At 67.1% G+C, this 16,183-nt stretch carries 14 protein-coding genes; 9 read left to right on the forward strand and 5 right to left on the reverse strand.

Annotated features, from left to right (window positions below; genetic code table 11):
* The first annotated feature begins 37 nt into the window (after nt 1-37).
* From ACQ5SA_RS15515 to hemC, 4 genes are all read left to right on the forward strand, one after another.
* A complete protein-coding gene (locus tag ACQ5SA_RS15515; protein WP_499314839.1) occupies nt 38-697 on the forward strand; it encodes an alpha/beta hydrolase in 660 nt (219 codons plus the stop codon).
* A gap of 30 nt (nt 698-727) precedes the next feature.
* The gene (locus ACQ5SA_RS15520; RefSeq protein WP_499314920.1) at nt 728-1,744 is read left to right on the forward strand and encodes a sensor histidine kinase; all 1,017 of its coding nucleotides are present in this window, start codon (nt 728-730) and stop codon (nt 1,742-1,744) included.
* Nucleotides 1,745-1,754: 10 nt separating this feature from the next.
* Nucleotides 1,755-2,483: a LytR/AlgR family response regulator transcription factor gene (locus ACQ5SA_RS15525; RefSeq protein ID WP_025879008.1), complete on the forward strand. Its 729-nt coding sequence runs from the start codon at nt 1,755-1,757 to the stop codon at nt 2,481-2,483.
* 568 nt (nt 2,484-3,051) lie between these two features.
* Entirely contained in the window at nt 3,052-3,963 is a 912-nt protein-coding gene (gene hemC, locus ACQ5SA_RS15530) for a hydroxymethylbilane synthase (RefSeq protein ID WP_353098741.1), read from the forward strand.
* Nucleotides 3,964-4,079: 116 nt separating this feature from the next.
* On the opposite strand, the gene ACQ5SA_RS15535 is transcribed toward hemC, so the two are convergent.
* Together ACQ5SA_RS15535 and ACQ5SA_RS15540 are read right to left on the reverse strand one after the other, a co-directional pair.
* Nucleotides 4,080-4,856 (reverse strand): DUF481 domain-containing protein, encoded by a 777-nt coding sequence (locus ACQ5SA_RS15535; RefSeq protein WP_089237075.1) that lies wholly within the window; start codon nt 4,854-4,856, stop codon nt 4,080-4,082.
* Between the two features lie 107 nt (nt 4,857-4,963).
* Nucleotides 4,964-5,566 (reverse strand): LolA family protein, encoded by a 603-nt coding sequence (locus ACQ5SA_RS15540; RefSeq protein ID WP_230111815.1) that lies wholly within the window; start codon nt 5,564-5,566, stop codon nt 4,964-4,966.
* Between the two features lie 81 nt (nt 5,567-5,647).
* Between ACQ5SA_RS15540 and ACQ5SA_RS15545 the strand changes: the two genes are divergently transcribed.
* Together ACQ5SA_RS15545 and ACQ5SA_RS15550 are read left to right on the forward strand one after the other, a co-directional pair.
* On the forward strand, nt 5,648-6,619 hold the full coding sequence (locus ACQ5SA_RS15545) for a helix-turn-helix transcriptional regulator (RefSeq protein WP_089237071.1): 972 nt from the start codon (nt 5,648-5,650) through the stop codon (nt 6,617-6,619).
* 27 nt (nt 6,620-6,646) lie between these two features.
* Nucleotides 6,647-7,441 (forward strand): MetQ/NlpA family ABC transporter substrate-binding protein, encoded by a 795-nt coding sequence (locus ACQ5SA_RS15550; protein ID WP_223486710.1) that lies wholly within the window; start codon nt 6,647-6,649, stop codon nt 7,439-7,441.
* A 141-nt stretch (nt 7,442-7,582) separates the two neighbouring features.
* Here ACQ5SA_RS15550 and glpK read toward each other — a convergent pair whose 3' ends face one another.
* From glpK to ACQ5SA_RS15565, 3 genes are all read right to left on the reverse strand, one after another.
* On the reverse strand, nt 7,583-9,082 hold the full coding sequence (glpK, locus tag ACQ5SA_RS15555; RefSeq protein ID WP_353100990.1) for a glycerol kinase GlpK: 1,500 nt from the start codon (nt 9,080-9,082) through the stop codon (nt 7,583-7,585).
* 63 nt (nt 9,083-9,145) lie between these two features.
* Nucleotides 9,146-10,630, reverse strand: coding sequence for a glycerol-3-phosphate dehydrogenase (gene glpD / locus ACQ5SA_RS15560; RefSeq protein ID WP_499314842.1), 1,485 nt, complete (start codon nt 10,628-10,630; stop codon nt 9,146-9,148).
* Between the two features lie 102 nt (nt 10,631-10,732).
* Nucleotides 10,733-11,368: an OmpW/AlkL family protein gene (locus ACQ5SA_RS15565; protein WP_049464294.1), complete on the reverse strand. Its 636-nt coding sequence runs from the start codon at nt 11,366-11,368 to the stop codon at nt 10,733-10,735.
* Nucleotides 11,369-11,554: 186 nt separating this feature from the next.
* On the opposite strand from ACQ5SA_RS15565, the gene ACQ5SA_RS15570 reads away from it, so the two are divergent.
* The 3 genes from ACQ5SA_RS15570 (at nt 11,555) to lpdA (ending at nt 15,878) form a co-directional block, all read left to right on the forward strand.
* Nucleotides 11,555-12,124: a DNA-deoxyinosine glycosylase gene (locus ACQ5SA_RS15570; protein WP_353100995.1), complete on the forward strand. Its 570-nt coding sequence runs from the start codon at nt 11,555-11,557 to the stop codon at nt 12,122-12,124.
* Between the two features lie 113 nt (nt 12,125-12,237).
* Nucleotides 12,238-13,962: a dihydrolipoyllysine-residue acetyltransferase gene (gene aceF / locus ACQ5SA_RS15575; protein ID WP_499314844.1), complete on the forward strand. Its 1,725-nt coding sequence runs from the start codon at nt 12,238-12,240 to the stop codon at nt 13,960-13,962.
* A gap of 107 nt (nt 13,963-14,069) precedes the next feature.
* Entirely contained in the window at nt 14,070-15,878 is a 1,809-nt protein-coding gene (gene lpdA / locus ACQ5SA_RS15580; protein WP_499314846.1) for a dihydrolipoyl dehydrogenase, read from the forward strand.
* Nucleotides 15,879-16,183 lie beyond the last annotated feature (305 nt).

The raw sequence follows: 16,183 nt of genomic DNA on the forward strand, positions 1-16,183 counted from the left end.
GCGGCATAATGCGGCTCGAACGTACAGGAGCCGCAACATGCTGCAAACGGTGGAACAGGAAACCGGCGCCTCGCCGCAGTGGTCGGTGATCTGGCTGCACGGCCTCGGTGCCGACGGCAACGATTTCGCGCCGATCGTGCCCGAGCTGGTGCGCCCGCACTGGCCGGCGCTGCGCTTCGTGTTCCCGCACGCACCGGTGCGGCCGATCACGATCAACAACGGCGTGCCGATGCGTGGCTGGTACGACATCGTCGGCATGGACTTCCGCTCGCGCGCCGACCTGACGGGCGTGCAGGAGTCGGTGGTGCAGCTGGATGCCCTGATCGCCCGCGAGATAGAGCGCGGCGTCGCCGCCGATCACATCTTCCTGGCCGGCTTCTCGCAGGGTGGGGCGGTGATCCTCAGCGCCGCGCTGGCACGCACTGCACCGTTGGCCGGCCTGATCGCACTGTCGACCTACCTGCCGGATGCCGAAAGCGCGTCGCGTGTCGATGGCGCGGTGGACGTGCCGGTGTTCATGGCCCACGGTAGCAGCGACCCGGTGATCCCGCAGGCGGTGGCCGCGCACAGCGCCGAGACGTTGCGCACGCTCGGGCTCGATGTGCAGTGGCACAGCTACCCGATGGCCCACCAGGTCTGCGCCGAAGAAATCGACGCGCTGGGCGACTGGCTGCAAGCACGTCTGGGCACCGTCTGAGCCATGGCCGCCAGCCCCGCCGCCCCGTGGATGCCGGAACTGTGCCGCCTGCCGCGGCTGGCGGCGATGCTCGGCCTGGCCGAACTGGTGGTAGTGGTGCTGGCGCTGGCGCCCGATGGCAGCCGCCATTGGACGATGGGTGAACTGGCCTCGGCCAGCGGTTTCGCGCTGTGGCTGGCACTGGCGGTCACTGCCAGCCTGTGCCTGCTGCGGCAGGCGCTGTCGAAGCTGCCGGAAATGCTGGGTGCCGTCGCCGCTGTCAGCCTGGCCGCGCTGATCGCCATCCTGTGCGCGGGCATCATCCATGCCCTGTATGCCGTGCTGGGCGACAACTTCGCGAGTGGCATCGGCTTCTGGCGCTTCACCCTGGGCAGCGCGGCCACCACGGCGCTGATCACCGCGTTGGCGCTGCGCTACTTCTATGTCAGCGATCGCTGGGCGGCGCAGGTGCAGGCCAATGCCCGCGCGCAGGCCGACGCCCTGCAGGCGCGCATCCGCCCGCACTTCCTGTTCAACAGCATGAACCTGATCGCCAGCCTGCTGCATCGCGACCCGGCGGTGGCGGAGCGTGCCGTGCTCGACCTGTCCGATCTGTTCCGCGCCGCACTGGGTGCCGGCGAGGGCGATTCGACCCTGCGCGATGAGTGCGAACTGGCCGAGCGCTATCTGTCGATTGAATCGCTGCGTCTGGGCGACCGCCTGCGGGTGCACTGGCAGCGCGACGAACCACTGCCCTGGGATCTGCCGATGCCGCGGCTGGTGCTGCAGCCGCTGGTGGAAAACGCGGTGCTGCACGGCATCTCGCGCCTGCCTGAGGGCGGCACCATCGAACTGCATCTGGCCTGTGTGGGCAACGAGCTGCAGATCCGCGTACGCAATCCTGCGCCGGACCCGCAGGTGCCCGGGCTGGCCCTGGCGCAGGGAGCGGGCCATGCCCAGCACAACATCGGCCACCGCCTGACCTGGCGCTTTGGCCGCGCCGCGCGGATGACGGCTGGCTGGAGCGAGGGCTACTATGCCTGTCAGGTGACGGTGCCGATCCAGTGAGGGGACGATCGTGAGGGTAGTCATCGCCGATGACGAACCGCTGGCGCGCGAGCGCCTGCGCAGCCTGTTGGCCGCGCAGGAAGGGGTGGACGTAGTGGCCGAGGCCGGCAACGGCGAGCAGGCCCTGCACGCATGCGCCGAACTGCAGCCGGACCTGGTCCTGCTGGATATCGCCATGCCCGGCCTGGACGGGCTGGAAGCGGCCCGCCATCTGGCCAGTTTCGAGCCGAGGCCGGCCGTGGTGTTCTGCACCGCCTACGATGCGCACGCGCTGTCCGCGTTCGAGGCAGCGGCCATCGATTACCTGATGAAACCGGTACGCGCCGAGCGGCTGGCGGCGGCGATCGCACGCGCCCGTACCTTCCTGGCCGGCCGTGACGGCCAACCCCAGCACACCGGCGGCCAGGCCCGCAGCATGCTGTGTGCCCGCCTGCGCGGCAGCCTGCGATTGATTCCGCTGGACGACATCCACTACCTGCAGGCCGAAGAAAAGTATGTGGTGGTGCATCACGCACGTGGCGAGGACCTGATCGAGGAATCGTTGAAGTCGCTGGAGGAAGAGTTCGCCAGCCGCTTCGTGCGCATCCATCGCAACTGCCTGGTGGCGCGCCACGAGCTGGTGGAACTGCGTCGAGGCAGTGGTGGCCAGGTGCAGGCCGTGCTGCGGCATGGCAAGCAACCGCTGGAAGTGAGCCGGCGCTGCGTGGCGACGCTGAAGCAGGAATTGCGGCATCTGTGAGGTTACGCGCGGCCTGCGGCCGCGACTGCTTCGACAGCAACAGCAACAGCAACAGCGGGTTGGTCGGCTCTGTGTTGTTGCGTGTTGGGTGAGGCGGGATGGGCGGGCGGGACACGCCGTAAACCCATCCATGGGGGCTCGATGGCGCCATCCATGGCGCCAACGGTCCCGCCCGCCCACCCCGCCTCCCCCTCGCGAATTTCCCGGTGACGGACAGCAAGAGCGTTGGTGTTATCGGGTGGGGAAAGAGGGGTCAGATCCCTTTTCCTGCGGAAAAGGGATCTGACCCCGGAAGTCGCCGGCTGTTGCTTCTGCTTCTGCTTTTTTCTTTTTTCTTTTGATCTTCCGTGGCTGACGCACACGGAAACTGTCAGAGGCCGGGCGGGGTGGGCTGCGTGGGGGTGTCCGCGGCATGGATGCCGCGGCCAAGCCCCCAGGGATGGGTTTACGGCGTCCCCCGCGCAGCCCACCCCGCCCGGCCAAGCACAGCTGTTGCTTGCACGACCACACCAGCCACGAGGGGCTCCGCCGTTGGCCGTATCCCGCCGATAGGCGCGATAATGCCCGGATGGAAACCGTCCGCATCGCCACCCGCAAGAGCCCGCTCGCCCTCTGGCAGAGCGAACACGTCGCCGACCGCCTGCGCCAGGCACACCCCGATCTGCATGTGGAACTGGTGCCGATGAGCACCCGCGGCGATGAAGTGCTGGATCGCTCGCTGGCAGCCATCGGTGGCAAGGGCCTGTTCCTGAAGGAACTGGAACTGGCCATGCTGCGGGGCGAGGCCGACTGTGCGGTGCATTCGTTGAAGGACGTGCCGATGGAACTGGATGCGCCGTTCGCGCTGCCGGCGATGCTCACCCGCCACGACCCGGCCGATGGTTTCGTCTCCAACCTGTATGCCTCGCTGGATGCGCTGCCGATCGGTGCGCGCGTCGGTACCTCGTCACTGCGCCGCCAGGCCCAGCTGCGCGCTCTGCGCCCGGACCTGGAACTGCTGGACCTGCGTGGCAACGTCAACACCCGCCTGGCCAAGCTCGACAACGGTGGCTACGACGCCATCGTGTTGGCGGTGGCTGGGCTGGAGCGGTTGGGCCTGGGGGGGCGCATCGTCGCCCGCCTGCAGCCGCCGCAGTGGCTGCCGGCGCCGGCGCAGGGCGCGGTGGCGGTGGAGTGCGATGGCGGCAACGCGGCGCTGATGACGCTGTTTGCAGGCCTGGATGACGCCGCCACGCGCGCCTGTGTGGAAGCGGAGCGGGCGATGAACCGCGCGCTGCACGGCAGCTGCCATGTGCCGGTAGCGGCGATCGCGCAGTGGCAAGGGTCGGATCTGCACCTGCAGGGGCTGGTCGGCAGTGCCAGTGACGGCCGCGCGGTGCGTGCCGACGCCGTGGGCCCGGCCAGCGACCCGGAAGCGCTGGGCCAGCGCGTGGCGAAGATGCTGCTGGAAGCGGGTGCCGGCGAGCTGTTGAACGTTTGAGCATTCCCGGTAGTGCCGGCCGCTGGCCGGCAACCGCATTCAATCGGGATCATGAGGTTGCCGGCCAGCGGCCGGCACTACCGGAAAAGAAAACGGGCGCCTGGCGCCCGTTTCGCTTATTTGAACTTGTAGACCACGTTCATCGTGGTCAGCGTATCGGTCTTGCGCTTGTCCACGGCGACGTCGCTGTTGTAACGCGCCTGCCAGCCGGCCTTCAGCGCCAGGTGCTCGTTCATGCTCACCGAGACACCGAAATCGTTCTGGCCGAAGGTGTTGTACGAACCCGATTCGACCAGCAGGGTGTTGATCAGGTCGGTGTTGTCGGTCAGCGAGTACTTCAGGTCGAACAGGCCACGACCGATCAGGCCGGTGCGGGTGCGGTCGTCCTCGGTGCTGTGGGTGCGGCGCACACCCGGGCCGATCTGAGCGTCGAACGAGAAGCGCTCGGTGTTCCACAGCCGGGTGCCGTAACCCAGACCGAACGAGCTCTGCCGGTCGTAGGTGGCGAAGTCATCACGCTCGGTACGTACCGTGGCGGTCAGCTGGCGATGTTCGCCCAGCTGCAACGCGCTGCCCGCACTGCCGGTGTAGCGGTTGGCGGTGGTGTTGTTGCGGCGGGTGGTGGTGCCGTCGTCGCTGGTCTCGATCACCTTGGAGCTGGAGCGCAGGCCGAACAGGTCCATGCTGTGTACCCAGTCGCCATCGGTGTAGCGCAGGCGCAGGCGGCCGTTGAAGCTCTCGGTGCTGCTGTTGCCACGGGCCGACGCGAAGCCGAGTTCGCCACCACTGCCACTCCACGGCGAGGACATCGCCGCCAGTTCGGAGGCATCCTGCGCATACGCCAGCGGGGCGCAGAGCAGCAAGGGGACCAGCAGGGACACGCGCAGGGACATCGAGGCTTCTCCGAAGCGATTGGCAGCCAGTGATGATACTGGAAGCGTGATGACCGTCCGAATCGCCCGTCCCGCCTGCTTCAGCAGGCGTTGCCGGCGAGCCCCATTCAGGGCAGATCGATCTGCAGGGCCGGATCGTTGAAGCGCGAGTACCGCAGCCGCAGCTGGAAGGGTTTGCCGTTGTTGTGGCCACTGCGCACGATCTGCCGTGGCAGGCCCTGCGCATCCACCCAGTACTCCAGGCGTTCACCGGCGGTGGCGCCACGCAGGCGGTAGTGGCGCGTGCTGACGCCCTCCAGCGTCTGCTCGCCCAGGTCTTCGGCCTGCAGGGCCTGGGCGGGGATATCGGCGGGCAGCGGGCTGCGCCATTGCTCCAGCAACCCTGGCGGGGTCGGCACCTGGCGGATCGCATCGTCGGCCTGCAGGAACATGGTGTCGCCGATGATCACCTGCGGCCCGGCCGGGGTCTGCACCCGGAAGCGATCCGGGGCGACGAAGTCCATCGCGGTGCGCACCGGTTGCTGCGCGCCCAGCACCTCCAGCTCGGCATGGAAGCTGCGCAGGGCGGCAAACCGCTGGCTCGCAGACAGCACCGCCTGCGCCGGATCGGCAGCGGGGACGGGCGTCGCAGCATCGGTGGGCGCCGGTGCGCGGTCGCAGGCGGCCAGCAGCACGCAGGCCAACAGGGGCAGGACAGACAACCGGCGCATCGGGCGCTCCGCAGGGCAGGGGGCGCTCACGATAGCCCAATCGTCCGCCACAACGCCCGAGACTCGGACATAATCGGGGGCATGGACCGATACGAACGCATCACCGCCCTGCATCGTCTGCTCAAGTCCGCACGCTATCCGGTGACGGTGGCGACCCTGCAGGACAAGCTCGGTTGCTCCCGGGCCACCGTCTACCGCGACCTGGCGTTCCTGCGCGATGCGCTGATGGCGCCGATCGAGGGCGATGGCGAGGCCGGCTTCCGCTACATGGCCGACGAGAGCGACCGCTTCGAGCTGCCCGGGCTGTGGCTGAGCTCGGAGGAGCTGCACGCCCTGTTGGCCTCGCAGCACCTGCTGGCCCGTACCGGCGGCGGTGTGCTGTCTTCGGTGCTGGCGCCGCTGCAGCAGCGCATCGAGAGCCTGCTGGCTGCCCAGGCAGGTGTTTCCAGCTGGCCGGTGGACCGGGTCCGGGTGATTCCGCACCGTGGCCGCAAGTTCGATGAAGCCAGCTTCCGTTCGGTGGCCTCGGCAGTGCTGGAGCGCAAGCAGCTGGGCTTTGAATACCGTGCCCGCTCGACCGACGAAGCGACCAAGCGCACGGTATCGCCGCAGCGGCTGACCCATTACCGCGACAACTGGTATCTGGACGGCTGGGACCATGATCGCGAGGCCCTGCGCAGCTTCGCGGTGGACCGCATCTACAAGGCGCGGGTGATCGACAGCACCGCCCGCGATGTCGCCGACAGCGAGCTGGACGAGCAGCTGGGCGCCAGCTACGGCATCTTCTCCGGTGCGCCGAAGGGCTGGGCGACCATCCTGTTCAGTGCCAAGGCCGCGCGCTGGGTGGCCGACGAACACTGGCACTCCAAGCAACAGGGCCGCTTCCTCGCCGATGGCCGCTACGAACTGAAGGTGCCTTACAGCGTGTCGCGCGAACTGTTGATGGACGTGTTGCATTACGGGTCCGATGCCGAGATCGTCGAACCGATGATGCTGCGCGAGCAGGCCAAGGCATTGCTGGAACTGGCCCTGACCAACTACGAAAAATCCTGACACCTCCCCCCGAGATCGATTGCGCCCATGAAGAAGACCCTGTTGCTGCCCCTGTTCGCCGCTGCGCTGGCACTGACCGCCTGCGGCAAGTCCGGCGAGCCTTCGCAGAAGCTGGTGGTGGCCGCCACTGCCGTGCCGCACGCCGAGATCCTGGAAGTGGTCAAGCCGATCCTCAAGCAGGAAGGCGTGGAGCTGGACGTGCGCGTGTTCAACGACTACGTGCAGCCCAACGACCAGCTGGTGCAGAAGCAGGTGGATGCCAACTACTTCCAGACCGAGCCGTACCTGGACGCCTACAATCGCGATCGCAAGACCGACCTGACCAAGGTGGTGGGCGTGCACATCGAGCCGTTCGGTGCTTATTCGCGCAAGATCAAGTCGCTGGCCGAGCTGCGTGAAGGGGCCGACGTGGTGATCCCCAACGACCCGAGCAACAACAGCCGCGCGTTGATCCTGCTGCACAAGGCCGGCGTGATCGAGCTGAAGGACCCGACCAATGCGCTGGCCACGCAGCGCGACATCGTGTCCAACCCGAAGAACCTGAAGTTCCGCGAGCTGGATTCGGCCATGCTGCCGCGCGTGCTGGACCAGGTCGATCTGGCCCTGATCAACACCAACTATGCGCTGGATGCCGGCCTGAACCCGACCAAGGACGCACTGGCGATCGAGAGCAAGGACTCGCCGTACGTGAACTTCCTGGTTGCCCGCCCGGACAACAAGGACGATGCCCGCGTGCAGAAGCTGGCCAAGGCGCTGACCAGCCCGCAGGTGAAGGCCTTCATCGAGACCAAGTACAAGGGCGCGGTGCTGCCGGCGTTCTGACCGCGCTGATCCGCTGACGATGCCTGTGGTAGGTGTCGACCTTGGTCGACACTGCCCTTCCTGTAGAGCCGAGCCCACGCTCGGCTCTGCTGTTTTCGGCATTCCACCAACGGCAGCCGAGCATGGCTCGGCTCTACAATGTCAATCGACGTGGAAGGCGAGGGTGGCGGCCACGGCCTGCTGCCATCCTGCGTAGAGTTTCTCGCGCCGGGCCACCGCCATCTGTGGTTCGAAGCGGCGATCCAGCCCCCACTGTGCCGCGATCTGCTCGCGGCTTTCCCAGAAGCCGACCGCCAGCCCCGCCAGGTAGGCCGCACCCAGCGCGGTGGTCTCGGTCAGCCGGGGGCGCAGCAGCGGCACGCCGAGGATGTCGGCCTGGAAGCCGGCGAGGAAGTCGTTGCCGATCGCGCCGCCATCGGCGCGCAGTTCACTGAGCGAGATGCCCGCATCGGACTGCATCGCATCCAGTACGTCGCGGGTCTGGTAGGCCATCGCCTCCAGCGCTGCCCGCACGAAGTGCGCCTTGCGGGTGCCGCGGGTCAGACCGAACATCGCGCCGCGCACGTCGCTGCGCCAGTACGGTGCACCCAGGCCGACGAAGGCCGGCACCAGATATACCCCCGCGCTGTCCGGCACCTGTGCGGCCAAGGCCTGGCTGTCGCCGGCACGATCAATCATGCGCAGGCCATCGCGCAGCCACTGCACTACCGAGCCGGCGACGAAGATCGAGCCCTCCAGCGCGTATTCCACCTTTCCATCCAGGCCCCAGGCAATGGTGGTCAGCAGGCCATTGCGCGAGCGTACGGCCTGCGTGCCGGTGTGCATCAGCATGAAGCAGCCGGTGCCATAGGTGTTCTTGACCATGCCCGGCTCGAAACAGGCCTGGCCGAACAGCGCGGCCTGCTGGTCGCCGGCGATGCCGGCGATCGGGATCGGGTGGTCGAAGAAGAACTGCGGGCGCGTGTGCGCATACACCGAACTGGAATCACGCACCTGCGGGAGCATCGCACGCGGGATGTCCAGCAGTGCCAGCAGGTCATCGTCCCATTCCAGGGTATGGATGTTGAACAGCAGCGTGCGCGCGGCGTTGCTGTAGTCGGTCACGTGCGCCTGGCCGCCGCTGAGATTCCACACCAGCCAGCTGTCGATGGTGCCGAACAGCAGCTCGCCACGTTCGGCCCGCTGCTGCGCGCCTTCGACGTGATCGAGGATCCAGCGGATCTTGGTGGCCGAGAAATAGGCGTCGATCAGCAGGCCGGTGCGCTCGCGGATCAGCGCTTCGTGGCCGCCGGACTTCAACCGCTCGCAGATCGCCTGGCTCTGCCGCGACTGCCAGACGATGGCGTTGTGGATCGGCTGGCCGCTGGCACGGTCCCAGACCACGGTGGTTTCGCGCTGGTTGGTGATGCCCAGCGCTGCGATGTGGCGGGGGTCGATCTGTTCGCGGCTGAGCAGTTCGGTGATCGTGGCGTAGACGCTGGTGAGGATCTCGCGCGGGTCATGCTCGACCCAGCCCGGCTGTGGAAACAACTGGGCGAACTCGCGCTGCGCGCTGCCGATGATGTCGCCGCCACGATCGAACAGGATCGCGCGCGAACTGGTGGTTCCCTGGTCGATGGCCAGCACGTAGCGGGGCGTCATGCAGCGTCTCCAGTGGCAATGTTGAAATCGTAATGCATCGGCGGCGGCGGGCCGCGCTTGGCATTACCGGCAATGTGAATCCATCCACGCCTGCAGCCGTGCCGCCTGCGCCGTATCCATCTGCAGCCCCAGCTTGCTCCGTCGCCACAGTACATCCTCGGCGGTGCGGGCCCACTCGTGGTCGCACAGGTACGCCACCTCGCGTGCGTGCAGGCCTGCGCCAAAGTCTTCGCCCAGATCGAGCAGGCTGTGCGTGCCGTGCAGCAGATCGACGCTGCGGCTGCCATAGGCGCTTGCCCAGCGTCGCAGCGTGGCCTCCGGCAGCCACGGGGCCTGTTGCTGTAGGTGCTCGCGTGCCTGCCCGGCATCGCCCCAGTCGCTGCCGGGCAGCGGGTCGCCTGCCGCCGTCCAGGCTGGGCCTGCGTGCGGCAGATAGGGACGCAGCAGATCCAGTGCTTCCTCGGCCAGCACCCGGTACGTGGTCAGCTTGCCGCCCAGCACGTGCAGCGCAGGCGCACCGTCGGCGTCCAGTTGCAGGCGATAGTCACGGCTCAGTTTCGCCGCGCGCGGGTCCGGGTCGGCCAGCAACGGGCGCACGCCGGCAAACTGCCAGACCACCTCGGCAGGTGCGACCGGATCGCGCAGGTAGCCGTTGGCTGCACTGCACAGGTAGTCCACTTCCGAGGGCAGCACACTGCAGCGTGCGGGGTCGCCGCGGTAGTCGGTGTCGGTGGTGCCGATGAGCAGATGGTCATGGAAGGGCAGCAGGAACACCACGCGGCCGTCGGGCTGCTGCAGCAGGCAGGCCCTGTCGTTCGGCCAGGGGCGGCGCAGCACGATGTGGCTGCCCTGCACCAGGCGCAGCGCAGGTCCGCCGCTACGGGCGTGCATCCGCTCCAGCAGGCCGCCGGCCCAAGGACCTGTGGCGTTGACCACCGCCTGTGCCTGCACGGTCTGCCGATGGCCGGACGTGTCTTCCAGTACGACGCGCCAGCGTCCGTGCTCGCGTCGCAGGTCCATGCAGCGCGTGCCGGTCAGGATGCGAGCACCCCGTTGCGCAGCGTCGAGCGCGTTGAGGATGACCAGCCGCGCATCGTCCACCTGCGCATCGGCATAGCTGAAGGCCTGCCGCAGCTGGGGCGACAGCAGCGCGCCGAGCGGATCGTCGTGCAGATCCATGCTGCGCGACGCAGGGAAGGCGGGGCTGCGCCGGCCCAGGTGGTCATACAGCCAGAGGCCGAGGCGCAGCATCCAGCGTGGCCGCAGGTGCGGTTGCCACGGAAGCACGAAGCACAGCGGCCGCACCAGGAACGGCGCCTGCCGGCGTACCACTTCGCGCTCGCCCAGCGCCTTGCGCACCAGGCCGAACTCGCTCTGCTCCAGGTAGCGCAGGCCACCATGAATCAGCTTGCTGCTTGCGCTGGAAGTGTGCGCTGCCAGGTCGTGCTGTTCGCACAGCAGCACCTTCAGGCCACGGCCACTGGCATCACGGGCGATACCGGCACCGTTGATGCCACCGCCGATCACCAGCAGGTCGACCTCGTCCATCGCGCCTCCGCATCCCGTTTGTCGACTCTACAGAACGCGGGTGACGGAAACGACGACGGGCCCCGAAGGGCCCGTCGCGGTACAACAATGACGCAGAAGCGCTTAGAAGCGGGCGCCGATGCCGAAGCCGACGGTCCACGGATCCATCTTCGCTTCGCCGATCTTCTCGCCGCCGACCTTCACGTCCGGACGCGAACGCATGTAGCGGGCGTCGGCACGGGCGAACCAGGTCGAGTTGATGTTCATGTCCACACCGACGGTGCCGATCACGCCCTTGGCATCCTTCAGGCGGATGTCGGAGTCGCTGCCGTCTGCCAGGGTTTCATTGCTGAAAGCCGACTGGAAGTAGCCCACGCCCACGAACGGACGGAACACGTTGTCAGCCTGGCCGAAGTGGTACTGGCCGCTCAGTGCGACCGGCTGCTGCTCGACGCTGCCGAGGCGGGCATTGCCCGGGCCCTTCACCTTGTGGTCGAACTTGTCTGCAGCGCCCCACAGTTCAACGGCCCAGTTGTCGTTGATGTAGTAGCTGAAGCTGACGGTCGGTGCCGGGCCGCCATCGACCTTCTTGATGCCATCGATCGGGTCATTCTTCGGCTGCAGCAGCGAGACGCCGCCAACCACGGCAAAATGCTTGCCCGAGGCGGTGTCGGTGGTGCTGCTGTCCTGCGCGAAGGCAGCCGGTGCAAACGCGGCGGAGGTCAGCAGGGCGAGGCTCAGGATACGGATGGAGCGCATGGGGGAATCTCCTAATGTTTCTTGTTTTGGGCCCCCGGTTGCGGGGCGAGCACACCGTAGTCGCCCCAACATGAATCGAATCCGACGCGCGTTAAAAATTAGTTCGCATTGTTCAGCGAACAGCGCGAAACGCTTGTTTTCATGCGGTTTCTGCCATTCCGGAATATTCATGCAGTTGGAGAAGATGTGAGCGCCGCAACGTTGTGCATCGGCCTGCCTGCGCAGGTGAACACGGATTGCCGGGTGTTGCTGCTGGGCTCAATGCCCGGTGTCGCTTCGTTGCAGACACAGCATTACTACGCGCACCCACGCAATCGCTTCTGGCCCTTGCTCGGCGACCTGTGCGGCTTCGATCCGTCGTTGCCGTATGCGCAGCGACTGCAGGCGCTGGCCGCCAATGGCATCGGCCTGTGGGATGTGATCGGCCGCTGCGAACGGCGCGGCAGCCTGGATGCGGACATCGTGCGAGGAACGGAAGTAGCCAATGCACTTCCCGCACTGATCGCCACGCTGCCTGACCTGCAGCTGATCGGCTGCAATGGCGCTGCAGCGATGCAGGCGTTCCAGCGCTGGGTGCTGCCGCAGCTGGCCGCCTCGCCAACAGTGCTGGCGCTGCCGTCCACCAGCCCCGCCAATGCAGCATGGTCGTTGCCGCGCCTGCGTCAGGCCTGGCAGCCGGTGGCCGTCGCTCTGGCGACATCAAGCGGACATCGACGGGACAATACGCTACCGACTGGAGGCGTCGGCGAGCCATGAGCAACAGCGTGTCCCGGCTGCGTGCGTACTGAAAACACCTGTAACGGTTGGCGCTGGCTCCCGCTGGCCGCACAATAGACGTTTCCCTACACCAGATTGCCGGAGTTCTCCCCATGGCCGAAATCAAGGAAGCACGTGTCCCCGATATCGGTGACTACAGCGATATCCCGGTAATCGAGGTGCTTGTTGCCGTCGGCGATACGGTGAAGAAGGACCAGGGCCTGGTCACGCTGGAAAGCGATAAAGCGACCATGGAGGTGCCGTCCTCGGTGGCCGGCGTGGTCAAGGAAATCAAGGTCAAGCTGGGCGACAGCCTGTCCGAAGGCAAGGTCGTGGCGCTGATCGAAGTGGCCGACGGCGAGGCTGCCCAGCCGGCTGCTGCCGCTGCGCCGGCACCGGCCAAGGCCGCTGCTCCGGCGGCTGCCACCCAGGCGGCTCCCGCTCCGGCCGCTGCAGCCCCGGCCGCCCCCGCTGCCAGCGGTGGCGCGGTTGAAGCGCTGGTGCCGGATATCGGCGACTACAGCGGCATTCCGGTCATCGAAGTGCTGGTCGCCGTGGGCGATACGGTGAAGAAGGACCAGGGCCTGGTCACGCTGGAAAGCGACAAGGCCACCATGGAAGTGCCGTCGTCGGTCGCTGGCGTGGTCAAGGAGATCAAGGTCAAGGTCGGCGACAATCTGTCGCAGGGCAATGTGGTCGCCATCATCGAAGCCGAAGGCGCTGCCGCCCCGGCCCCGAGCAAGGCCGCCGCCGCCGCTGCCCCGGCCGCCGCCGAGACGGCCACCAAGGTCGAGCCGGTCGCTGTAGCGGCACAGCCGGACAAGCTGGCCGCCCGCGAGATCGCCAGCGCCCCCTCGGCCGGTGCGCCGAGCAGCCCGCCGGTGCAGTTCAACGCCGATGGCGTGCTGCCCGCCAAGGTGCCCTACGCATCGCCGGTGGTGCGCGTGTTCGCCCGTGAGCTGGGTGTTGACCTGCTGCAGGTCAGCGGCAGCGAGAAGGGCGGCCGCATCAGCAAGGCCGACGTGCAGAAGTTCGTCAAGGCCGCGCTCAGCGGCGGCGCTCCGGCCGCTGCTGGTGGCACCGTGGCCGCCGGTGGTGGCCTCAACCTGCTGCCGTGGCCGAAGGTCGATTTCAGCAAGTTCGGCGACGTTGAAGTGCAGCCGCTGTCGCGCATCAAGAAGATCTCCGGTGCGAACCTGGCCCGCAACTGGGCGATGATCCCGCACGTCACCCAGTTCGAGCAGGCCGACATCACCGACCTGGAAGGCCTGCGCGTGGCGCTGAACAAGGAGAACGAGAAGGCCGGCATCAAGCTGACCATGCTCGCCTTCCTGATCAAGGCCAGCGCTGCGGCGCTGAAGCAGTTCCCGGAGTTCAACGCTTCGCTGGATGCCAGCGGCGAGAACCTGACCCTGAAGAAGTACTTCAACATCGGTTTCGCGGCCGATACCCCGAACGGCCTGGTCGTTCCGGTCATCCGCGATGTCGACAAGAAGGGCGTGGTGCAGATCGCGCAGGAAACCGGCGAACTGGCCAAGAAGGCGCGCGACGGCAAGCTGGGCCCGGCCGACATGAGCGGCGGCTGCTTCTCGATCAGCTCGCTGGGCGGCATCGGCGGCACCGCGTTCACCCCGATCGTCAATGCGCCGGAAGTGGCCATCCTCGGTGTCTCCAAGTCGTCCATCCAGCCGGTCTGGAACGGCAAGGAATTCGCGCCGAAGCTGATGCTGCCGCTGTCGCTGAGCTACGACCACCGCGTCATCGATGGCGCCCTGGCCGCACGCTTCACCACGTACCTCTCGCAGGTGCTGGCCGACATGCGCCGCGTGCTGCTGTAAGGCACCGCTTCGCCCCCACCGTGCGGCCGCTGCCCCTGGCGCGGCCGCCTGTCGAAACGCAGTGACAGCCCGCCGGCTACGCCGGTCGGGCACGAGGAAAACCCACCATGGCCACGATTGAAATCAAGGTTCCCGACATCGGCGATTACAGCGATGTACCGGTGATCGAAGTGCTGGTCGCCGTTGGCGATACGGTGAAGAAAGACCAGGGTCTGGTGACCCTGGAGTCGGACAAGGCCACCCTGGAAGTGCCGTCCTCGGCTGCCGGCGTGGTCAAGGAAATCAAGGTCAAGCTGGGCGACACCCTGTCCGAGGGCGCGGTCGTCGTGCTGCTGGAGACCGAGGGCGCCGCTGAAGCGCCGGCCAAGGCTGCTGCGCCGACCCCGGCGGCGGCCGCTCCGGCCAGCAAGCCGCCGGTGACCCCGTCGCACCGCGCCCCGGCCGAGCCGGCCGCACCGAAGCCGGCGCTGGCCAGTGGCAAAACCGCCGACATCGAATGCGAAATGGTTGTGCTGGGCTCCGGCCCGGGCGGCTACACCGCCGCCTTCCGCGCCGCCGACGTCGGCCTGGATACGGTCCTGGTCGAGCGCTACGCCAGCCTCGGCGGTGTCTGCCTCAACGTGGGCTGCATCCCGTCCAAGGCCCTGCTGCACGCCGCAGCGGTGATCGACGAAGTGGCCCACGCCGGTGATTTCGGCGTGGAGTTCGGCAAGCCGACCATCACCCTGGACAAGCTGCGCCAGTACAAGGAAAAGGTCGTCAACCAGCTGACCAAGGGCCTGGCCGGCATGGCCAAGCAGCGCAAGGTCCGCAACGTGCAGGGCGTTGGCACGTTCGTGTCGGCCAACGAACTGCTGATCACGGCTGAAGACGGCAGCACCCAGCTGCTGCGCTTCCAGAAGTGCATCATCGCCGCCGGTTCGCAGGCGGTGAAGCTGCCGAACTTCCCGTGGGACGACAAGCGCGTGATGGACTCCACCGACGCTCTGGAACTGGCTGAAGTGCCGGGTTCGCTGCTGGTCGTCGGTGGCGGCATCATCGGCCTGGAAATGGCCACCGTGTATGGCGCGCTGGGCAGCAAGGTCACCGTGGTCGAGTTCATGGACCAGCTGATGCCGGGCGCCGACAAGGACCTGGTCAAGCCGCTGGCCGACCGCCTGAAGAAGCAGGGCATCGAGGTTCACCTGAAGACCAAGGCCTCCGGCGTGACCGCCGATGCCAAGGGCATCACCGTGACCTTCGAAGCCGCCGAGGAAGGGCAGACGCCGGCATTGGCGCAGGGCACCTTCGACCGCGTGCTGGTGGCCGTGGGCCGCTCGCCGAACGGCAAGAAGATCGATGCGGACAAGGCCGGCGTGCAGGTCACCGACCGCGGCTTCATTCCGGTCGACCGGCAGATGCGCACCAACGTGCCGCACATCTTTGCCATCGGCGATATCGTCGGCAACCCGATGCTGGCCCACAAGGCCACGCACGAAGGCAAGCTGGCCGCGGAAGTGGCTGCAGGCCACAAGAAGGAGTGGGTGGCGCGGGTGATTCCGTCGGTGGCCTACACCAACCCGGAAATCGCCTGGGTCGGCGTGACCGAGACCGAAGCCAAGGCCAAGGGCCTGAAGGTCGGCGTGGCCAAGTTCCCGTGGGCCGCCAGCGGCCGTGCGATCGGCATCGGTCGCACCGAGGGCTTCACCAAGCTGATCTTCGACGAAGACAGCCACCGCATCATTGGTGGTGCCATCGTCGGCGTGCATGCGGGTGATCTGCTGGCCGAGATCGGCCTGGCCATCGAAATGGGTGCCGAAGCCGAAGATATCGGCCACACCATCCACGCGCACCCGACACTGAGCGAATCGGTGGCGATGGCCTCGGAAATCTACGACGGCACGATCACCGATCTGTACATGCCGAAGAAAAAATAAGGCGTCCGCGCCTTTGCGAACGAGAAACCCCGGCATCTGCCGGGGTTTTTCGTTTCTCCGCTCCGGATTTTTGCGAGCTGTAGGGCCGCTGCGCGGGTGGCAGGCGTTTGGACAAATGTCCCCCGTCGCCCACCTGTGGCGGTCGCCTCCTCCTTTACTTTGTCCAAACGCCTGCCACCCGCGTAGCGGCTCGGCTTGCGGAAAGAGGAGCCGCAGCCGCTGCCACGGCAACGGCCGCGTGGATGCCTGACACGCGGAGGGAGAGGGGGCTGGGTGCGAAGTAAAGGAGGAGGTGACGGCCGCAG

This window comes from Stenotrophomonas indicatrix, assembly GCF_050573115.1.
Classification (GTDB): Bacteria; Pseudomonadota; Gammaproteobacteria; order Xanthomonadales; family Xanthomonadaceae; genus Stenotrophomonas; species Stenotrophomonas lactitubi_A.